This window comes from Staphylococcus sp. EG-SA-17 (assembly GCF_017151845.1).
GTDB lineage: Bacteria > Bacillota > Bacilli > Staphylococcales > Staphylococcaceae > Staphylococcus > Staphylococcus aureus.
In genome coordinates this window covers 25,576-44,754 of the sequence record NZ_JACVZO010000022.1, presented here as the reverse complement: position 1 = coordinate 44,754, position 19,179 = coordinate 25,576, and the positions used below count along the sequence as shown (strand labels likewise).

The following is a 19,179-nucleotide window of genomic DNA, read 5'->3' as shown; positions in this document are numbered from 1 at the left end:
CAATAAATTGTAAATCATGATCTGTTAAGTTGTCATTATCTTTTGTAATATCTATATACGTATATTTAAATGATATATTTGGGTATTTTCTTTTTAATAGCGGCTGTAGCCAGTCATAAATATCTTTCGATGTTGGCGCATTAACGCAACTTGCACATATAACATCTGCCCCATATACTACCACACTCACGTGCTCCATATATTTATCCCCCATTGGTTTGATAGATTTTTATTACACTATCTATTATAATATACTAATAAAGATTATCAAATTCATCTCTCGAAAGGAGACTTGCCTGATGCCTACTGAAGATACAACGATGTTTGATCAAGTAGCAGAAGTTATTGAACGTCTTCGCCCATTTTTATTACGTGATGGTGGCGACTGCTCATTGATTGACGTGGAAGACGGTATTGTTAAATTACAATTACATGGTGCATGTGGTACATGCCCAAGTTCTACAATCACTCTTAAAGCTGGTATTGAGCGTGCATTACACGAAGAAGTGCCTGGTGTAATAGAAGTAGAACAAGTATTCTAATATAAAGATATTAAATTAACAGAACATATTATGAATAACAACAAAGACAGGAATACTGAATTATTTATAATCAGTTATTACCTGTCTTTTTTCGCTGTCAAATTGGACTGATGGGAAAGTTATTTTATACTATTTATCTGATTAATTATTTTATTATTGCCACATATCCAAGCGCATATTACTATTCTATGAAATTTAAAATATAAAAATAGCACATACGCTCAATCAAAATCGTTGAGTTATGTGCTATTTGTATTTTAATTTTTAGGTTTATCTACTTCAGGTTGTGGTTCACCTTTCATATGTTTCGCAATTTGCTCATCCATATAAACCCAACCTTTCCAACCGATGTGTACGGCATCACTGATAACATATTTTTCATAATCTTTATCAGTCATATCGTAAATTTTACCACCATTATCTACAACAGTAGAATGGATTTTTTTATACACTGCTTGACGACGTTCTTTATCGATACCTATGTGGTCATACCATACACCGTTTGATGGAATACTTACATATTGAACATCTGCACCAGCAGCACGCATTGTTTTTACAAGTAATTCTAAATCTTGGAATTCTGGAGAATTAACATTGAATTCGTAGTCACGTCTAACTTTACGCTTACTTTCTTGAATTAATTTCCAGTATTGATCTCTAATACCAAATTTATTCGATGTAGTATCAGCTTTACCAATTTCAACTGCTTTTTGTTTCATCTCATCCCAAGAAGCGTCTGGTTTTGTAGCAGGTTTAACATGTTCTAATGGAGATTTATCCATTGCAAACAATGATTTAATCGCTTCTATTTTAATCAATTGATTCTCTTTAAAACCAGAAATATAACTATCTTTAGTTTCTTTAGGGTTTTTAGCATAAGATTTCAAGTATTCTTTATTGTGTACATGTGGAAACTGTAATAAACGTTGTGCATAACGACGTTTTAATTCAGTAGACATGTTTTTCTGCTGGAACATTTGATTAATTTGAGTTTGAGACATACGAGCATCAAAGTTTTGATTCGTTAAACCATGGTTTGTAAACCATTGTGGTGAAATAATAAATGTTAATTTCTTACCTTTTAATTTATCATACTGTGATGCAAGTTCAACTGCGTTAATTAAGTCTGTAGAACCACCAGCACCTAATAAGAATGCTTTTTTGTTGGCGTTATGCTTATTTAATGCAATTGCAGGATTAAATGGGTCATCTTTACCTAATTCACTAGAGCCGTATATAGGATAATACTTGTTTGATTCGTATAACTTATCTTGAATGAGTGTGCCTTTTAGTACTTGATCTGTCAATGTAGTTCTATTATCTTCTACAGTCTTTTCATTTACTAATCCTGTAAACCAACTAGCAGGTAATAATAGAAATACAATGAATACCGCTCCACTAATTAAAATGGGTAAAAAAGGTTTTAATTTCATCGTAACTCTTCTAATGCTTCAACGATTTTATTTGGTGTTGCCCACTCATCTCTATCAAAGTCCATAATAGATACTTCGATATCAAGTTTATTTTGAATCTCTAATAATAATCCAACTGTTTGGAAAGAATCAATAATACCTTCTTCAAAAATTTCTACGTCTGGATTTTCTTTTACAATATCGTTTTCTGCTACTTCTGCTAATAAATTTAATACTTGTTCTCTAAATTCCATAATTAAATTCTCCTTTATTATATAAGTTTACCTGAGAAGATTAAAAAGCCAAATGTTACAAAGTGGAATGTGATCACAATGCTAAGTGCTGTTGTGAAACCATTTTGCCAACGTGGCGGATGTTTCTTGCGCCAACGTTCATAATAGCCATAACCTATAAACAATGCTGCATGGTATAAACCATAAACAATGTAATACACTTCGATACCATGCCAAATTCCCATTATGAAGAAGTTGATTAAGAATGCCACGTTAGACATTGCAAATTGACTCTTCAATAATTTTTTACGAGACATGTAGAATAAAGATCTCATGTAAATACAATCTCTGAACCAGAATGATAATGTCATATGCCATCTATTCCAGAAATCTTTAATATTTTTCGCTTTGAAAGGTTTATCGAAGTTTGGTGGTGTTTTAATACCGAATAAATAACTAAATGCTATCGCAAATAAACTATAACCTGCAAAGTCAAAGAATAAATATAAGCTGTATGCGTACATATATAACCACAAATTGACAAAACCATGTAAGTCTAATTGTAACGGCATGATTGCATATGTGTTAATAAAGTAAGCAACAATATATTTATACAAGAAACCAAGCATAATCATGTGAATTGCTTTTAATACTAATTCACGATATTCATTGCCTGTTGGTACTTTTTTATCGTCTTTAACGAAACGTTTGTAACGGTCGATTGGTCCAGATGAAATCGTTGGGAAGAATGAAATAAATTGAATTAATTTCCATACTTTAATTTCTTTGATAGAACCATCACGAATTTCCATAATTAACTGCACACTTTTGAATGTAACATAAGAAATTCCTAAGAAACCAACAAATTCAATTAATTTGCTTTCATGGAAGTGAATCTGATGCCCACCTAACCATGTACTTTGTAACACTTTCACAAGTGCTAATGGCAATATTGATAAAACCATTACAGTTACAAATTTTGAAAATGAATTATTTTTTGGTTTTGAATGATAATAAAACATTATCAATAAAACTTGCCATACGACGTAAATAATAAAACTAATTAATTGAACACTTAAATACTTTTGGTCAAACAGATTATGTTTATCAGAAGAAAAGATTAACACAATCATAAATGCTGTAACTACGCCATTATAAATGTAACTTCGCTTACCTAAAAATCCAAGTATAATGACTGGTAATAATGCAATTAAAGCAATTAAGAAGAATGTAAAATCACCATATGGAATCATCCGTTAATTACCTCTGCAATTTTCTTTCTGTCAATTTTACCATTTGAAGTCAATGGTAATTGTTCCATCCATTCAAACTTTCTAGGAATCATATACTCTGGTAAGCGTGATTTCAAGTCATTTTTAATATTTTTAGTCATTTCTGAATTGTCCGTAACTTCAGTCGTTGGCACAATTGCACCAATTAAATGAATAACTTTATCATTTTTATATACAGGTACAACAATCGCTTCTTTTACGAACTCAGACTGGCGTAATTGTGTTTCAATTTCTTCTAATTCCATTCTGTAGCCATTCAATTTGATTTGGAAATCAATACGACCTTGAATGAACCATTGACCATTTTCAAACTTCGCTTTATCACCAGTGTGATAAGTACGAATACCGTCATCGAAATTAAATACTTCAGCTGTTTTTTGGTCATTTTTTAAGTATCCTAAACTTACACTTTGACCTTCGATAACAAGTTCACCTTCATCTGTAGTAGATAATTTTGCGCCTGGTCTTTCAACACCAACAGGTAATGTCGGATATTGATCTAAGATTTCTTGTGTAATTTGAATACTTGTAACTGCTACCGTAGCTTCAGTTGGACCATATGTGTTGTAAATCGTCGCACTTGGGAAACGGCTTACTAACGCTTTTGCTGCTCTGTGAGGTAGAATTTCACCACAGAAGAAGAATTCGTTAAGACTACTATACTGTTCTTCATTAAGCGTTGGTAATAATAAACACATTTCCATAAATGATGGTGTTGATACCCAAATGTTAATCGGTGTTGCTGTTAGCATTTCATTTAATAATTTAGGTTTATTAATCATGTTTTTATCTACAAGATTTAATGTACCGCCTGATGCTAAACATGGATAAATAGCCATTACAGATAAGTCAAATGAAAATGGCGCTTGGTTAAGCCATTGTTGTTCATTTCCTGATTTATTAAGTTCTAACATCCACTCAGTAAATTGAACTAAACTTGCATATTCAATTTGAACACCTTTAGGTTCCCCAGTAGAACCAGATGTAAAGATTGTGTATACTGTGTCGTTATCTTTAATCTGACTATCAAAAATTACTGGGTCTTGAGATGTTTTAATATCTTCTATTGTAAATACTTCGCCTGCTAAACTTTCAAATGATTCATCAGTCGTATTAAATACAAACTCTGGTTGAACCTTGTTAATAATCATTTTAATACGGTCTTCAGGAATTGAAGTGTCTACAGGTACATATCCACATCCTGCTTTAATGGCACCTATCATCCCAACAATCATATATGGTGACATGTGACCGAATAAAATCATCGGTTTCTTACTACCTTGTAATCGATGTGCTAATTTACTAGACTCATCCATTAACTGTTGATAAGTTAATTCATCAGTTGTGTGTCTAACAGCAATGCTTTGTGGATTTGCATCCGCAAACGCTTGCAGCTTATTAATAATATCTGTCATATTAAGTCTCCCTCATTAGAACTCATTATAAATGAAGTTATTGTGTGTGTCGCCACTGCCATAAATTAAATATAAAGTAATAAATATTGCCAAATACAATAGTGTTAATAAATATGGTTTGAATGCTTCAACATATTTATTAGGTGGCTGTTTACTTTTAGATTTCATATTGCACCTCTTAAAGTTCTTAGTAAAAACGCCTTTATAAAGACCGTTCAATATAAAATACGTTTTAAAATTTGTTTTTTACAATTCATTATATCGATATTCATAATGAAATTCAATTTTAATTTTATAGATTCAACATAGTAATTGGTTGTCATCACTCAATTATTGTAAATGATACACTATGTTGAGAACATCATTCATTTTAAAGGTTATTTAAACAATAAACAATTACAGTCTATATAACAATTTTGTTATATACGTCAAAAATCAAATAAACTCATCACATTAATATGACGAGTTTATAATGTTATTGAATTATCATCAGCGCAAATATATACATTCGCAAGTCAAGCGTAACATATTTAACAATTGCTTTGCTTGTTTTACCAATGATTAAAAACCATACTTATTTTCAATTTACTGGAGTATGTGGTACCTGATTTGTCATAACCGCTTCTATATTATTAATACATAATTGAATCATATTGTCCCGTGTTGTTACTGATGCACTACCAATGTGTGGTGTAATCAGAACATTATCACGTCCCATTAATGGATGTGTATGATCAATCGGTTCATTTGCTAATACATCTAAACCACATGCTAAAATTTCTTTATTGTCTAGTGCATCGATTAATGCTGTTTCATCTACAATTTGCCCTCTACCGATATTAATAAAAATTGCATCATTTTTCATTTGTTCAAATGCTTCAGCATTAAATTTATGATGTGTTTCTTTTGTAAGTGGCGCTGTACAGATGATAAAATCACTTTCTGCTAACAGCTTTTCAAAAGAAACATATGTTGCATTAAAGTCCGCCTCTGCATCTTTATGTCTTGATCGATTATGATAAAGAATATTAGTATTAAACCCTTGCAACCTTCTTGCAAAAGCTTTACCAATATCTCCCATACCATATATTCCAATAGTTGAATTGAAAACATCTTTACCTGACAATAAATAAGGACCCCAGCTTTGCCATGCATCTGCTTCTACATATTTTTCAGCTTCTACAATACGGCGTGCTATAGCAAGCATTAATGTAAATCCTAATTCTGCAGTTGTTTCAGTAAGTACATTTGGTGTATTCGTGACAACCACGTTATTCGCTGTTGCACTTTCAACATCGATGTTGTCATATCCTACAGCCATATTCGCAATTACTTTTAAATTTGGTGATTGTGCTAAAATTTCTGCATCGATCTGTTCACTTAATGTGATAAAACAAGCATCTGCGTCACGAAGTGCTGTCGCAAATTGATCTTTAGGCATAGGCACTAATGATTTTTGCCACATAACAACGTCACCAAGTTTACTTAATTGTTGATAAAATTTATCTGGAATTTTCCTCGAAACAACTATTTTTACCAAATCAATTCACCTACTTTATAAAATGACTACATATATTTTTCTAATTCAGCTATTGCTTCATTTAAATCTTTAAAAGAATACGTTGGTGGCACATTTTTATTTTGCACATCTTCTAACGTAGATACACCTGTTTGTACATGAATCGTATCCATACCTACGTTAATACCAGACATAATATCGGTATCGTACAAATCGCCTACCATAGCAACTTCGGATTTATCTAATCCTAAAATTTCTAATGCTTTAACCATAATGATTGGTTCTGGTTTACCAATAAATTGTGGCGATACGCCTGTCGATACACTTACAACACTTGTAATAGCACCATTCCCAGGTAAAAATCCTCGTTCTTTTGGAATTGACACATCTGGATTTGTAGAAATAAATGTTGCTCCATTTCTTACACCTAACGTTGCAATCGCAAGCTTTTCATATGTAACTTGTTCGTCAAGTCCAATAACTACATAATCAACATGCTCGTCATTTTTAATGACAAGTCCCGCTTCGGTTAACGCAGTATTTAAACCACTACCACCTAACATATATACTGATGCTCCTGGTGATTGTTCTGAAATATAATCAGCAGTGGCTAACGCTGACGTTACAACCTCTTCTGGTTTAGCATCAATGTGCATTTCACGTAATTTTTCAGTTACTTGCTCAGGTGTTTTCGTTGAATTATTAGTTACGTATAAATGAGGAATGCCTTTTACATTTAAATAATCGATGAATTGTTTTGCTCCATCAATCTCATCTGTTCCCATATACATTGTGCCATCTAAATCGATTAAATACGCTTTATACTGTTTCATTATTGATTTTCTCCTTTACCAAAAGCTGTTACTGGTACATTTTCTTGATGTAAAAATGTCGTTACTTCTGTAATAAATTGTTTGTAATAAGGTAATGCGTCATCAAACATTGGCATGATAACCTTAATATCTAAGGCTGTGTAATCATATGTAAATTGTTTACGAATATCGACAGTTTTATTAATCGCCTGCTGTGTTTCTTTAGTAATAACATTTTCTAGTTCTAATATATCAATCACATCTTTATAATTACCAGGATCCCTTAAAATAAATGCATCGATAATCATATTCCCTATATCTACCGATGATTCTATCAACATTTGAGCAATGCGTTCAAATGCATAATGATTGTGCTTGCTCTCATGGTAATCATCAGTTAATGCTTGTAAATAGGCTAATTTCTGAGTTAGTTTATCTTTGTCTACAAAATACATTCCTTGTCACCTCTCGCTTATATATTATCATAATTTTGCAGTATACTTCATTTGTCGTTATACTAACTTTACTACTTTTAAAAGGAGTCGCTACAAAATGATTGATATGTATTTATATGATGACAACGAAGAGAGTCAAGTTCAGTTTGTTGGTTTTGTTGGCGAGCATAGTCGATATGATTTAATGTTAGTCCATACAAATAGGCATTATGGTAAGACACTCGTACTTAATATGCAAACAAATAAATTCGGTATTATCGGTACTGATGATTTAAAAGAAGAAGGCTATATCGCTCATATTTTAGGTGTAAATGCTGAAGAAGGCGATGAAATTACTGAGTATTTAAATGAAGTCATTCATTAAAGATAAAAACCCCTAACTAGATTACAGGTCCATGCTTGAATTGCATGATTCCCATTTTCAATCTAGCTAAGGGTTTTATTAATGTTCAGTTTCTTGAATGGTTGGCTTAATCTTCACATCTTGAAGTTTATTGTCGTCATCTATCACATCAGACGGATGAACTTCTTCTATTAACTTTTTAACCTCTTGTTTAGACAAATGTCTTAATACAAAGTAAGGACAACCAAAGTTACAATATTCAAATATGTAATCTTGAATATTTGAAAAACGTTTACTCATCTCTGCTTTTTTATTAGAATCTTTGTAAAAGCCTTTTAATCGTAATTGATCGTAACCATAGTCACCAACTATGTAATCATATTTATCTAAAATATCTGAATACCTAGCAATAAATTGTTCTTCATTAAAACATTCGCGATAATTTTCTATTAATTCAAAGTAATGTTGATCTACTTTTATCAAATTCTTCACCTATCTATGACAATGAAAGGCTCAGTTTATACTTTTAGTGTTTCATAAAAATAATGATTACTTCTATGACACGTTCGTTTTGTACAAACTAAGCCTTTATGCCTTATTAATGGTTAAATATTAACTATTTAACTGTGCCTCACCTTGGCGTTGCTTTTCTTTAGCAGCTTCATTTACTTGCTCATCCGCATGATAAGAACTACGTACTAAAGGTCCAGCTTGGCAATGTTTAAAACCTTTATCCATTGCCACTTTTCTTAATTTACCAAACTCTAAAGGCGTGTAATATTTTTGAACCTTTAAATGTTTACGTGAAGGTTGTAAATATTGACCAATCGTTAAAATATCTACATCATTCGCACGTAAATCATCCATCGTTTCATAAATTTCTTCTATAGTTTCACCTAATCCAACCATAATACTTGATTTAGTTGGGATATCCGGTTGTAATTCTTTTGAACGACGTAAAAACTCTAATGTTCTGTCGTAAGTCGCACGCGCACGAACTCTCGGTGTTAAGCGACGAACAGTTTCAATATTATGGTTTAAAATGTCAGGTCTTGACGCCATTAATGTTTCTAACGCATCATAGTCCCCGCCCATATCTGATGGTAAAATTTCAATCGTTGTAAATGGATTTCTTTCTCTAACTTTACGTACTGTCTCAGCATAAACATTTGAACCAGCATCTCTTAAATCATCACGCGCAACAGCAGTGATAACAACGTGTTTCAAATTCATTAATTCAACTGATTCAGCTACACGTTCAGGCTCATTTAAATCAAGTTCATTAGGTAAACCTGTCTTAACCGCACAAAAACGACAAGCTCTTGTACATACGGCACCTAAAATCATAAATGTCGCTGTACGACGTGCACCCCAACATTCATGTATATTAGGACATTTAGCTTCTTCACATACAGTATTAAGATTTTTTTCCCTCATCATCTTCTTAAGTCCTGTATAGTTTTCGTTGGTATTTAATTTTATTTTCAACCAATCCGGTTTACGTAATATTTCCTCGTTTTTTGTCGCCATAACAACACATACCCTCCTGTTAAGTGTATCTTTAAACATTATATCGAAATTCATGACAAATGAAAATCCAATAATCTTACTTTTTAATATTCCAATAATTTTTCTTTAAATATATCTCTTAAAAACTCTGGCATTAAATACTCTTTTGGTAATTCTTTCAATATTGGGAAATAACGACCGAACGTATACATATCTATCGTACCTAATACATATTCTTTGTCGTCTTCGATTTCTTCTCCATTCAGATAGTAACGCCCTGTAGAATGAATGTACCCTAAATTATAAAGAATATATCCTCCAAATATATTCCCTCTGAAACCCAAACCTTGTGCATGTTCATACATATATTCTTGTTTATTACTTTTAGCTATAATCTCTTTTAATTTCACACCAGAAAGTCTAACCCTTACCATATTAATCGGATGCGGTAACATTTGATGAATGTCATATTCTGTCACTTCATCTTTTACAATATCTTTAACGAGTAAGCCGGCATTGATGATGGCACATTGTGCATGTGTATACTCACAAACACTTTGAGCTAATAAGTATGCAGCTTCAGTTATGTGATTCATACTACGCTTAAGCACTACTGGATGTTGAATTACTGAATTGGACATTAACGTTTTTCCTTCTTCTTCAAATGAAGTTTCAACTTCAGGTAATGTTTCTAAAGGAATAATCTTTGCAGTTTTATGTACTACTTTATGTGCCTCAAAAGTTAAATTAACCTCTCCAAGATAATTACCATACTTTCCAGCTGCCGCCATCAGTACACCATTATTAATTTCACCATGTTCAAAATAATGATGCGTATGACTACCAAAAATGACATCAATTTCAGGCAATTCTTGGCATAATGTTTCATCGAAGAAAATGCCACAATGACTTAGCACGATTAATACATCAAATTTACCTCGTTGAAGTTCAATTTCTTCTTTTATAGATTCAAGTGGATCGGTAACAATCCAATCTAGCGCACGATAAAATGGGGTAAAAGGTGCTGTCGCTGCAACGAATAGTATTTTCACACCGTCTATATCCTTAATATAAGAAGAAACGATATTATTTGGTAAATGACCTGATTCATCTATAACATTGCTACATGTCACTATAAATTTTGCTTCGTCGTAAAGGTGATTTAAAGCTTCGTGTGAAATGGTCATCCCTTCATTATTACCGATTGTTGCAACATCACATTTTGCTTCATTTAGTAATGCCACATTCTTTTTACCTAAAGTTGCTTCAGTTATAGGTGCGGATAAATCTACATGATCACCTAGATCAACATATAAAGAAGGATGGTTAAGTCGTGGCCGATGTTCTGCCATATATGCTTTAATGCGTTCGTATTCATGTAAATGACTATGAATATCGTTCGTATGATAAATTGTAAGCCTCAAATTGACGTCCTCCTTTTAAAGTTGTATTAAATCAACGCACGAATAATTAAATATATACCCATTAACAACATTACTGTTCTCAATAATGTTACTACCGTATCTGACTTAATTGATTGATTCACTTTGACACCGATTTTCGCACCAAAATAACTAGAAATAATTAAAATGATTGCATAACCCCAAGCTACGTGACCTTGAGCAATGTGCCCTATAGAACTCATGACACTTGAAAAGAAAATCATCATCATACTTGTTCCAACAGCTACATGAGGTGGAAATCTAAATACAATAAGCATTAGTGGCGTCATAAGTGCGCCACCTCCAATACCAAATAAACCTGTCAAAATACCAATTAAAAATGTAGTAACAAAAGCGAATAAAGGCGGTACACTATAATGATATGTTTTACCTTTAGCATCTACATAAGTTTTTTCATACTTAGGTTTATCAAATATTTTAAACGGTTTAATCTTATTTCTTACCATTAATAAAATGGCTACGAAAATTAAAAAGATTCCAAAATATAAGTTAAATGACTCAAATGTTAAATATCTACTAATGAATGACCCAAGCAATGAACCTGGTAATAATCCAAATAAAAAGATGGAACCATTTTTAATATCAACTTGTTTTGTTTTTAAATATCCAAGTGATGAAGAAAGTCCTGTCACAATTAGAATGACTGAAGACGTCCCTATCGCTACTTGTGTTGTAATATTATGTAGTAATCCATGTTCAACACCGAGGTAAACCATTGTTGGAACGATAATAATACCGCCTCCAATGCCTACGATTGACCCTATAATCGCTGACAAACCTCCGATTAAAACTAATAATGTAATTGTTAATAACATAGTCGTCGCCTCTTAAAATAATTTTAATTGTTGTGGTGCTAACCCTTCATATTCTATATTCAATAATCGCTGATATGTTTTGGCATTATTTGCTGCATGACCACCAGAATTATTGTTAAATATGACGTAAACTTTCTTAGCTTTTTGTGCTAATATTTGTGCCTTTTGTGCCAAGTCTATTAATTCTTGCTCATTATAATCATATAAATAGCGTACATCTCGCCATTCTTGATCTGACATATCTTTCTTAGTCCAACCGTAATGATTACGTCCATGATAACGTACAAACGCAATTTCATTTGTGATTCGATTGACTAAAGGTACACTGCCATCTTTCACTTGTGGTTCATCAACTACTGCATGAATGATTTGATGTTCTGTTAAAAATGCCAATGTTTGTTCTTTAAATGCATCACTAAACCATGATTGATGCCTAAATTCTACACACATTGGAAATGCTTGTAATTGCTGTCTTACATACAAAATATATTTGATATTTTGTGCATTGCAGTCAAACCATGGCGGAAATTGAACTAATACCATTGCTAATTTTTTCTGTGTATGTAAGGGCTCTAACATATTCTTAAATTGATCAAATAGTTCTTGCCTTGTATCTGCAAATGTTTTGTAGTCTGCATGCAATGTGAGTGCTTGATGAATTTTGACCACAAATTCAAATGTATCAGGCGTTTCTTTTATCCATTTCAATATATTTCTTTCCGGTTGTATCGCATAGTATGTCGCATCTAATTCGACAACCGGAAAATGTCCAGCATATGTTTTAAGTTTATCGGTTTGGCGTTCTAAATCTTCATATAATGAATAGTGATCACCCCAACCTGTTAATCCGATGTTTATCATATATATCACCAATGTCATCATACCATATAACTTTTATCATAATCATTTCAGCGAACTTTCGTTTGATGTTTTTGCTTGATTAAAATCTTTCGGCGTTCTTCAGCTTGATGTTTTCGTTTGATTATAATCATTTCAGTGAACTTTCGTATGATGATTTCGTTTGATCATAATCATTTCAGTGAACTTTCGTTTGATGATTTCGTTTAATCATAATCATTTCAGCGAACTTTAGCTCGATAATTTCGTTTAATTATAATCATTTCGGTGACCTTCAGCTCGATAATTTCGTTTGATTAGATTGGTAAAATAGAAACGCAATCCACAAAAATGGCAAGCACTAAAATAATGTTTGGGGGTGCTTGTGCTTTTGTGGATTGCGGTCGATTATTTATATTGCATGATTTGATTAATTTGATTGATTATATTGGACATGATGGTGTTGGCGGGATGCGTTGTTGCTAGTCGCGGGCTTTGTCCACTCCACATATGTGTTAACTCTTTGTCGCCGATGTTTGCTGCGGCTTTTCTTATGCTACTTGTTAGCTCATTTTGTATTGGATAATCTGGGATGTCGCCTTCGTATTGGGACATTTCTTCGATAAACCTATTGTTGATACCGCGTGCAAGCTTTCCACTAAACGCTTTTGTAACGACTGTATCTGTTTCTTTACTATTTATAATTGCGTCTCGCAGTAGTTCTGATGCATTACTATCTTGTGATGTTAAAAATGCGGTGCCCATTTGTACCCCTTCTGCACCTAAGACAATACTTGCCAAAACTCCTCTACCGTCCATAATTCCACCAGCGGCAATGACCGGAATTGAAACGACATCTACAATTTGTGGCACTAAAGATATTGTTCCAATCATAGGTAATTGATTTTTAGGTTTTAAAAATGAACCACGATGTCCACCTGCTTCACTACCTTGAGCAACGATAGCATCCATACCCGCTTTTTCATTCGCAATAGCTTCATCAACACTTGTTGCTGTACCTATTAGCTTAATGTTTGCTTCTTTCAATCTTTTTATAATAGATTCATTTGGAATTCCAAAAGTAAAACAACATACAGTCACTTGCTTTTTAATTATCGTATCAATATGACACTTAAATTGTTGTTCTTCGGTAATTTTTACAACCGGCTCTTCTAAATGTAATGCGCGTCGATAAGGTTTTAACCATGCATTCATATTTTCAATTTGACTACTGGTATATGATTGTTGACTTGGTACAAAGACATTTACGCCAAAAGAATTTGACGTTAATTGGCGTACATAATCTATTTCGTCTTCTAATTGCTGCGTATTAAAGTAACCTGCGCCTATTGTGCCTAACCCACCACTGTTACTTACTGATGCAACTAATTTCGGTGTCGTACTTCCTGCCATACCTGCTTGTATAATTGGATATTCAATACTTAACATTTGAGTAAGTCGATTCTTATTCCACATAGCTGTTCGCTCCTTATATAGATACGTTGCGATTTTTCCGTTGTTGAAATTGAATTTGCTGTTGAGAAAGTTTTTCTTTTTCCTTTTTATCCATCTCATCTTCAATTTCCATACCTAATAATTCTTCAATTAAGTCTTCATGTGACACTATCGCTTCGGTACCACCAAATTCGTCCAACACAATTGCTAAATGTTTTCTAGAAATAGTCATCTTACGTAATACCCATTCAGCTTTATTGTGTTCATTCACAAATAATGGCTTAGCTGAATAGTTTGTAATTTGATCTTCTTTTTTATTACTCCAAGCCAACAGATATTTAGAATGAAACACCCCAATAATGTTATCAATATCTCCCTCATATACTGGATATCTAGTGTATGGCTTATTCATAACCGTTTCATAAACTTCTTCGTATGTCGCATTTGAAGCAAATGCCGTCACATTAATTCTAGGTGTTGTATCTACATCTTTTACTTTTAAATTTTCAAAATTAATGACACCTTCCAACCTACTCGTCTCAATTTCATTTAAAGCACCTTCATGTCCAGCAATTGCTAACATTGTTTTAAATTCTTCTTTTGAAAATTGATGTTCTTGAGGTTGGCCCTTAGATAAACTTCGATTAATACTGTCCGTCAACTTATTTAAAAGTAATGTGATAGGGCGAAACACAATGACACAAATATTAATAATTGGATATACAAGCCTTGTTATTTTATCTGGAAATGTTGCAGCGACAGACTTGGGAATCACTTCGGAAATCAAAATGATAACAACTGTTAAAACAGCTGATGCAATACCAACGCTAATCCCCCAACGTAAAGCCATAATTGTAACAAGTGTTGGTAATAAAATATTCGCGACATTATTCCCAATTAGAATCGTTGTAATAAACTCGCTTGGTTTTTCAAGTAACTTTACAATGCCTTTTGCTTTTTTATCACCTTTATCAGCTTCAGTTTTAAATTTTGTTTTATTGGCAGCCGTTAATGCCGTCTCGCTTCCTGAAAAGAAAAACGAAATAAATATCAATATAATTATGGCAATGATCACGCGTGTAGTCTCCTTATTGTCATATCTTATTTTTATTGTAGTTACTTAATTCCCGACGTTCTCGTTTAATAAACCAGTTAAAATTCATTATATAGAATAGTCTTAATAATGATAATTAATATGCATTTTTAGTCATAGTTACTTTAATGCGTTCATTAGTAAAATGATGCTATAGTTCGACCTGATTGTTACGAATAAATTTACACAATAAAAAAATTTTAACAAATTCAGTTTATGACATAGTTATAATGATTTGAAACCGCTATAATGATAACAACAAGTTTCTCATAAATTTATTCTAATTATCTTTTAAATAACTTTAGACAAGTACTTGTTTATATCCAAATATAGAAAGAAGGATTAACATGTATTTTGTTTTAGCTATATTTACAATCATTAGTGCCAGTATAAGTTTAGGTTATTCAATTCAAGCATGTGCATCTAGCCATAATATAAATGCATATTATGCACTTAGTCGAAGCTTACCTTTATTTTAATTAGCTATTTTTTCTTTAGTCATTCATAGTGCTATATTTTTGATAACTATATCCATTGCAATGATTTTAGTTCAATTTTTAGATGCGATTGTTGGTTATAAAAGTAAAGATGTCTTTAAAACTTACGGTCCATTAGCAACATCTGTAGTGAACTTAATATTATTAATAGTTTTCTTATTTTAACTCACTTATACAACGAATCTTAATCGAACTAATATCGAATTATCTTTAAAGAATATTTGATGTAGTTTTCAATTAATTTAATAAAGACCAGCACTCTAATGCCACAATCATGTTGTATTTGTGTTGTCGCTTTATCCACCATCAATGATTATTTTTTACACCAATCAAAAAATCGGATTTATAAATACGCACAAAGCTTATCTATCAATCCGATTTAGTTATAAAACCAAAAAAAGCCACATTAATGTGGCTTTTTGTTATATTCAGTATCGAAATGGTATCAATACCTATTTCCGGAAGTTAAGAATAGCTTAACAACGCGGTTTAAAGCTAGCCAATACTACCTTCCATTTCGATTGAAAAAACTAATTTTTAAGGACTTATTTTTATAGAAACGTTGATTTAATGCGATTTAAAGTAAAGTTATTTCTCTTGAAATTTTGAGGTTATTATTTTTTGGTATCAAAAATGGTATCATTTGTAGTTATTTTAGCTTCATATATTAAAATAACCACACTCCTAAATTAATAGGTGGTGTGGTTTTGTTGGTTGTAGGGGGAGTAAAATAAACACACCATTTAAGATGCGATCTATACTGATTCACCGATAGGCGAATTTATTAATTTTTCCATTCTATGCTAATAACATGTGTTCTTCTCATTCTTCGATATGAACTGTTTTTACCCAGAACGTACATAGTCGCCGGACTATAAAAATCATTATTGTTAGACTTCCTTAACCCGAGTATCATAACTTGGCTGTTCTTGTCATCTATAAAAGCTACATCAATCTTTTGTGGATTAATTGAATTTTTTGGAACTATAACGCATAGCCTGATTTCTTTATCAATAAAGCATTTATGCAAAAAATTATAATTGATAAGCCTATCTTTAATGTTACTATATTCATAATGTTTTTTTATAGATTCGTGTGTAATTTTCCCTTCAGCTATTCTTCCAATGATCTTTTTAGCGCTCACTTTTTTATGTGTGTAATGCAAACCTAATAAGTGGGGTAAATTATTTTTATGAAAATTTATTTTAAAGATGGGAAGCAATTTATATTTCGTTTTAATTTCCACATAACCTTTGCAAAAGCAATTAATAAAATCATTCAAGATGTCTTGTAAATCAACATCGTTTTCACTATTTATTTTTAAATACGTTATGTTCCCCACCTAGTACACCCCTTAAAAAATATCCCTACAAACATTAATGTAAGTAGGGATTATGTATATGAGTGATGGCAAGGAAGAAGTCTCCTGCGGGACCAACAGTCAGATATATGGCCTCTGCCGGGCTATACAATTCACTCCTGATTGTATATAACTAAATTAATAGTTACTTGACGAACTAACTACGAAAGAATGCAAGTTAGGAAGAAAGAACGGAATAGAGAGTTGACTTTCTTCATAGTTAACTATAATATCTTTTAACTTTATACGCAATAGATATGAGTAAATTTTTCATACTTTTTATTAAATAGATATGAATAAATTTTTCATACTTTTTATTAGATAGAGTTAGTTTTGGTTAACTTGCGTTATATATAAACAACCACCCAGCAACTAGTATGGGTGGTTTAAATATGCAGTCAGCTTCTTACTACTTTACGCAAGTAAGTCCTCTGCATAGCCGGATTGGCTACCGGAAATGTGGTTTTAAGCCAGATTGGTTACTGGTAATGTAATTACATTATAACAAAAAAATAGGCAAGTACCGTAGTACCTGCCTGTTATCTACATTTAAATCTTGAGAGTAATGTTAAAAAGTGTATAGGAATATTAACATCCATCCAAATAGTTATTTAATAACTGTAAGATTCCCTATAATTAATGTAGCAAAATTTTTATTCTAAGTAAATACTAAATCGTGCTAAACTTACCAAAACTACTTATCCTATTACCTGCTTTATCTACCTCTCCTGTCGCAATATAGCGACGTTGTCCACTATTAGCAATATAAGTAATCCATCTATACCCATTGATGCAATATGCGCCGTCATATTTGATTGTTGCGTTATTAGGTAATACACCTGTAATTCTTGAATTAGTTGAATAGCCGTCCCTTACGTTATTACCTTTAACATTGGCAACTGTGTAATTACCAGTCTCTTTTTTATAAGGCACATTATTCTTATCAAGTGTATAACCTGCTGGCACTGGTGGATTTTTTTGGTTTTTAGCTGATGTTTTAACATTACCAGCTACCAAACCACCTATAGGCTTACCATGAATCGCACCAGCTATTAATTTAGAATACAAGTCATAATTCTTCTTAATCCAATCCATATCTTTTTTATTAGTAATAAAACCTAATTCAGATAAACGATAATTGATATTTATTTCTGCTGATACATTAACGTTCAGTAAATCATTACGAGGTGTTACACCTCTTATTTGTCCTAAGTTATTTTTAATAACATCTTGTATACTTTTATCAATAGTATCCGCATTGAATTGACTTGAGATAATAACATGCCCACCACTTGCATTTTCTCCTGCTGCGTCTAAATGAATCTCTAGAACAATGTCATACCCCTGTGATTTAACCCAATATAATCCATAATCTTTATTATTTCCTACATTAACACCGTATGCAGTATCTTGATACATGTCTTGTGATTGACTTGAGCCACCATATAATGCAACTTCATGACCTGCATGTCTTAAATACTTAGCGATATTTGGCGTTATATATTTACGGATAAAATCGCGTTCGTTTGTTCCGTTTCCTACTGCTCCAGGATCGTTATAACCATGACCGGCTACAAGCATAATTTTTTTAGGTTTAATTACTGCTTGCTTTTTGGCAGTTGCTTGCTTAATAACGCTTTTAGCTTTATCTCCAACACTTACTTTATCTGGGAAATTTAATCTAATAAAATACATTGGGTCATCGTAATAATGAACATGTCTTGTAACAGTTTCAGGACCCCAACCAGGTTGCGCAACGCCATTTGTCCAACCTTTACCATTCCAATTTTGCCCATATGATGTGAAAGTGTTTAAATTTGCGCTCTCAACAATTTCAACATGTCCAGCTCCGCCACCATACTTTGACGGGAAAACGACAATATCCAACTTTTGCGGTAAAAAGCTATCATAGTTTTTAATTATTTGCCCGTATTTTTCAATCCTTGCTTTATTATCAAATGGAATATTATAAGCGTATAAACCTTGTAACCTTTCGCCTGTTGCTATCATAAAAAACATATTTGCGTAATCGTAACACTGAAATCCATAAAACAAATCAGGATTGAACTGCTTTCCTAATGAATTATCAAACCATTTTTCTGCTTGGTTTTTTGTCATTAACATAAA

The 19,179-nt window shown here is 32.3% G+C and carries 22 protein-coding genes and 2 pseudogenes; 3 read left to right on the top strand and 21 right to left on the bottom strand.

The genetic code is table 11. From position 1 onward, the window contains the following. The coding region (locus tag IDG65_RS10345) for a DUF1462 family protein (RefSeq protein ID WP_206174096.1) at positions 1 to 199 on the bottom strand (199 nt) is incomplete at its 3' end. A gap of 100 nt (positions 200 to 299) precedes the next feature. On the opposite strand from IDG65_RS10345, the gene IDG65_RS10340 reads away from it, so the two are divergent. After that, positions 300 to 542, top strand: coding sequence for a NifU family protein (locus IDG65_RS10340; RefSeq protein ID WP_001141883.1), 243 nt, complete (start codon positions 300 to 302; stop codon positions 540 to 542). 257 nt (positions 543 to 799) lie between these two features. Here IDG65_RS10340 and dltD read toward each other — a convergent pair whose 3' ends face one another. From dltD to IDG65_RS10295, 9 genes are all read right to left on the bottom strand, one after another. Beyond that, entirely contained in the window at positions 800 to 1,975 is a 1,176-nt protein-coding gene (gene dltD, locus IDG65_RS10335) for a D-alanyl-lipoteichoic acid biosynthesis protein DltD (protein WP_000769423.1), read from the bottom strand. Further along, complete coding sequence (dltC, locus tag IDG65_RS10330; RefSeq protein WP_000395692.1) at positions 1,972 to 2,208, bottom strand: D-alanine--poly(phosphoribitol) ligase subunit 2; 237 nt, start codon at positions 2,206 to 2,208, stop codon at positions 1,972 to 1,974. The genes dltD and dltC overlap by 4 nt, the downstream gene beginning before the upstream one ends. A 17-nt stretch (positions 2,209 to 2,225) precedes the next feature. Continuing rightward, positions 2,226 to 3,440: a PG:teichoic acid D-alanyltransferase DltB gene (gene dltB / locus IDG65_RS10325; RefSeq protein WP_000613541.1), complete on the bottom strand. Its 1,215-nt coding sequence runs from the start codon at positions 3,438 to 3,440 to the stop codon at positions 2,226 to 2,228. After that, a complete protein-coding gene (gene dltA, locus IDG65_RS10320) occupies positions 3,437 to 4,894 on the bottom strand; it encodes a D-alanine--poly(phosphoribitol) ligase subunit DltA (RefSeq protein ID WP_000129647.1) in 1,458 nt (485 codons plus the stop codon). The genes dltB and dltA overlap by 4 nt, the downstream gene beginning before the upstream one ends. 15 nt (positions 4,895 to 4,909) lie before the next feature. Then, positions 4,910 to 5,062, bottom strand: a complete 153-nt coding sequence (locus tag IDG65_RS10315; RefSeq protein WP_000837752.1) for a teichoic acid D-Ala incorporation-associated protein DltX — start codon at positions 5,060 to 5,062, stop codon at positions 4,910 to 4,912. Between the two features lie 47 nt (positions 5,063 to 5,109). Beyond that, positions 5,110 to 5,220 (bottom strand): hypothetical protein, encoded by a 111-nt coding sequence (locus IDG65_RS10310; protein WP_001790652.1) that lies wholly within the window; start codon positions 5,218 to 5,220, stop codon positions 5,110 to 5,112. Positions 5,221 to 5,474: 254 nt separating this feature from the next. After that, on the bottom strand, positions 5,475 to 6,434 hold the full coding sequence (locus IDG65_RS10305; protein WP_000239120.1) for a 2-hydroxyacid dehydrogenase: 960 nt from the start codon (positions 6,432 to 6,434) through the stop codon (positions 5,475 to 5,477). A gap of 26 nt (positions 6,435 to 6,460) precedes the next feature. Then, the gene (locus IDG65_RS10300; RefSeq protein ID WP_000816183.1) at positions 6,461 to 7,246 is read right to left on the bottom strand and encodes a TIGR01457 family HAD-type hydrolase; all 786 of its coding nucleotides are present in this window, start codon (positions 7,244 to 7,246) and stop codon (positions 6,461 to 6,463) included. Continuing rightward, positions 7,246 to 7,680: a DUF86 domain-containing protein gene (locus IDG65_RS10295; protein WP_000273979.1), complete on the bottom strand. Its 435-nt coding sequence runs from the start codon at positions 7,678 to 7,680 to the stop codon at positions 7,246 to 7,248. Before IDG65_RS10295 ends, IDG65_RS10300 begins: the two co-directional genes overlap by 1 nt. A 97-nt stretch (positions 7,681 to 7,777) precedes the next feature. Between IDG65_RS10295 and IDG65_RS10290 the strand changes: the two genes are divergently transcribed. Then, complete coding sequence (locus IDG65_RS10290; RefSeq protein WP_000566649.1) at positions 7,778 to 8,044, top strand: DUF3055 domain-containing protein; 267 nt, start codon at positions 7,778 to 7,780, stop codon at positions 8,042 to 8,044. A gap of 78 nt (positions 8,045 to 8,122) precedes the next feature. Here the strand turns inward: IDG65_RS10290 and IDG65_RS10285 are convergent, their stop codons facing one another. From IDG65_RS10285 to IDG65_RS10250, 8 genes are all read right to left on the bottom strand, one after another. Beyond that, positions 8,123 to 8,506 (bottom strand): YutD family protein, encoded by a 384-nt coding sequence (locus tag IDG65_RS10285; protein ID WP_000598445.1) that lies wholly within the window; start codon positions 8,504 to 8,506, stop codon positions 8,123 to 8,125. A gap of 129 nt (positions 8,507 to 8,635) precedes the next feature. Next, entirely contained in the window at positions 8,636 to 9,553 is a 918-nt protein-coding gene (gene lipA, locus IDG65_RS10280) for a lipoyl synthase (RefSeq protein WP_000201875.1), read from the bottom strand. A gap of 83 nt (positions 9,554 to 9,636) precedes the next feature. Next, entirely contained in the window at positions 9,637 to 10,956 is a 1,320-nt protein-coding gene (locus IDG65_RS10275) for a bifunctional metallophosphatase/5'-nucleotidase (RefSeq protein WP_001241214.1), read from the bottom strand. Positions 10,957 to 10,982: 26 nt separating this feature from the next. Continuing rightward, a complete protein-coding gene (locus tag IDG65_RS10270) occupies positions 10,983 to 11,810 on the bottom strand; it encodes a sulfite exporter TauE/SafE family protein (RefSeq protein WP_000927633.1) in 828 nt (275 codons plus the stop codon). A gap of 12 nt (positions 11,811 to 11,822) precedes the next feature. Next, positions 11,823 to 12,671 (bottom strand): DUF72 domain-containing protein, encoded by an 849-nt coding sequence (locus tag IDG65_RS10265; RefSeq protein ID WP_000608129.1) that lies wholly within the window; start codon positions 12,669 to 12,671, stop codon positions 11,823 to 11,825. Between the two features lie 47 nt (positions 12,672 to 12,718). Continuing rightward, positions 12,719 to 12,802: a hypothetical protein gene (locus tag IDG65_RS10260; protein WP_031789467.1), complete on the bottom strand. Its 84-nt coding sequence runs from the start codon at positions 12,800 to 12,802 to the stop codon at positions 12,719 to 12,721. 253 nt (positions 12,803 to 13,055) lie between these two features. Continuing rightward, positions 13,056 to 14,123 carry an NAD(P)H-dependent flavin oxidoreductase gene (locus IDG65_RS10255; protein ID WP_000267252.1) on the bottom strand — a complete coding sequence of 356 codons (1,068 nt, stop codon included), beginning with the start codon at positions 14,121 to 14,123 and terminating at the stop codon, positions 13,056 to 13,058. A 13-nt stretch (positions 14,124 to 14,136) separates the two neighbouring features. Next, positions 14,137 to 15,177, bottom strand: a complete 1,041-nt coding sequence (locus tag IDG65_RS10250; protein ID WP_000582326.1) for a hemolysin family protein — start codon at positions 15,175 to 15,177, stop codon at positions 14,137 to 14,139. A 365-nt stretch (positions 15,178 to 15,542) separates the two neighbouring features. Here IDG65_RS10250 and IDG65_RS10245 point away from each other — a divergent pair. Then, a pseudogene (locus IDG65_RS10245) lies at positions 15,543 to 15,857 on the top strand (hypothetical protein). 5 nt (positions 15,858 to 15,862) lie between these two features. Here IDG65_RS10245 and IDG65_RS10240 read toward each other — a convergent pair. The 3 genes and pseudogenes from IDG65_RS10240 to IDG65_RS10230 form a co-directional block, all read right to left on the bottom strand. Then, positions 15,863 to 16,002 (bottom strand): annotated as a pseudogene (locus tag IDG65_RS10240) (hypothetical protein). A gap of 474 nt (positions 16,003 to 16,476) precedes the next feature. Next, positions 16,477 to 17,034, bottom strand: a complete 558-nt coding sequence (locus IDG65_RS10235) for a PBECR4 domain-containing protein (protein WP_000526932.1) — start codon at positions 17,032 to 17,034, stop codon at positions 16,477 to 16,479. Positions 17,035 to 17,721: 687 nt separating this feature from the next. Continuing rightward, complete coding sequence (locus IDG65_RS10230; protein ID WP_206174094.1) at positions 17,722 to 19,176, bottom strand: N-acetylmuramoyl-L-alanine amidase; 1,455 nt, start codon at positions 19,174 to 19,176, stop codon at positions 17,722 to 17,724. Between the last annotated feature and the right edge of the window lie 3 nt (positions 19,177 to 19,179).

Bases quoted from the DNA above. Each gene is read 5' to 3' on its own strand.
- IDG65_RS10295 (WP_000273979.1), bottom strand. From the start codon at position 7,680: ATGTATTTTGTAGACAAAGATAAACTAACTCAGAAATTAGCCTATTTA.
- IDG65_RS10230 (WP_206174094.1), bottom strand. From the start codon at position 19,176: ATGTTAATGACAAAAAACCAAGCAGAAAAATGGTTTGATAATTCATTA.
- IDG65_RS10260 (WP_031789467.1), bottom strand. From the start codon at position 12,802: ATGATTATAATCAAACGAAAACATCAAGCTGAAGAACGCCGAAAGATT.
- IDG65_RS10265 (WP_000608129.1), bottom strand. From the start codon at position 12,671: ATGATAAACATCGGATTAACAGGTTGGGGTGATCACTATTCATTATAT.
- IDG65_RS10290 (WP_000566649.1), top strand. From the start codon at position 7,778: ATGATTGATATGTATTTATATGATGACAACGAAGAGAGTCAAGTTCAG.
- dltA (WP_000129647.1), bottom strand. From the start codon at position 4,894: ATGACAGATATTATTAATAAGCTGCAAGCGTTTGCGGATGCAAATCCA.
- IDG65_RS10300 (WP_000816183.1), bottom strand. From the start codon at position 7,246: ATGAAACAGTATAAAGCGTATTTAATCGATTTAGATGGCACAATGTAT.
- lipA (WP_000201875.1), bottom strand. From the start codon at position 9,553: ATGGCGACAAAAAACGAGGAAATATTACGTAAACCGGATTGGTTGAAA.
- IDG65_RS10315 (WP_000837752.1), bottom strand. From the start codon at position 5,062: ATGAAATCTAAAAGTAAACAGCCACCTAATAAATATGTTGAAGCATTC.
- dltC (WP_000395692.1), bottom strand. From the start codon at position 2,208: ATGGAATTTAGAGAACAAGTATTAAATTTATTAGCAGAAGTAGCAGAA.
- dltD (WP_000769423.1), bottom strand. From the start codon at position 1,975: ATGAAATTAAAACCTTTTTTACCCATTTTAATTAGTGGAGCGGTATTC.
- IDG65_RS10270 (WP_000927633.1), bottom strand. From the start codon at position 11,810: ATGTTATTAACAATTACATTATTAGTTTTAATCGGAGGTTTGTCAGCG.
- dltB (WP_000613541.1), bottom strand. From the start codon at position 3,440: ATGATTCCATATGGTGATTTTACATTCTTCTTAATTGCTTTAATTGCA.
- IDG65_RS10255 (WP_000267252.1), bottom strand. From the start codon at position 14,123: ATGTGGAATAAGAATCGACTTACTCAAATGTTAAGTATTGAATATCCA.
- IDG65_RS10340 (WP_001141883.1), top strand. From the start codon at position 300: ATGCCTACTGAAGATACAACGATGTTTGATCAAGTAGCAGAAGTTATT.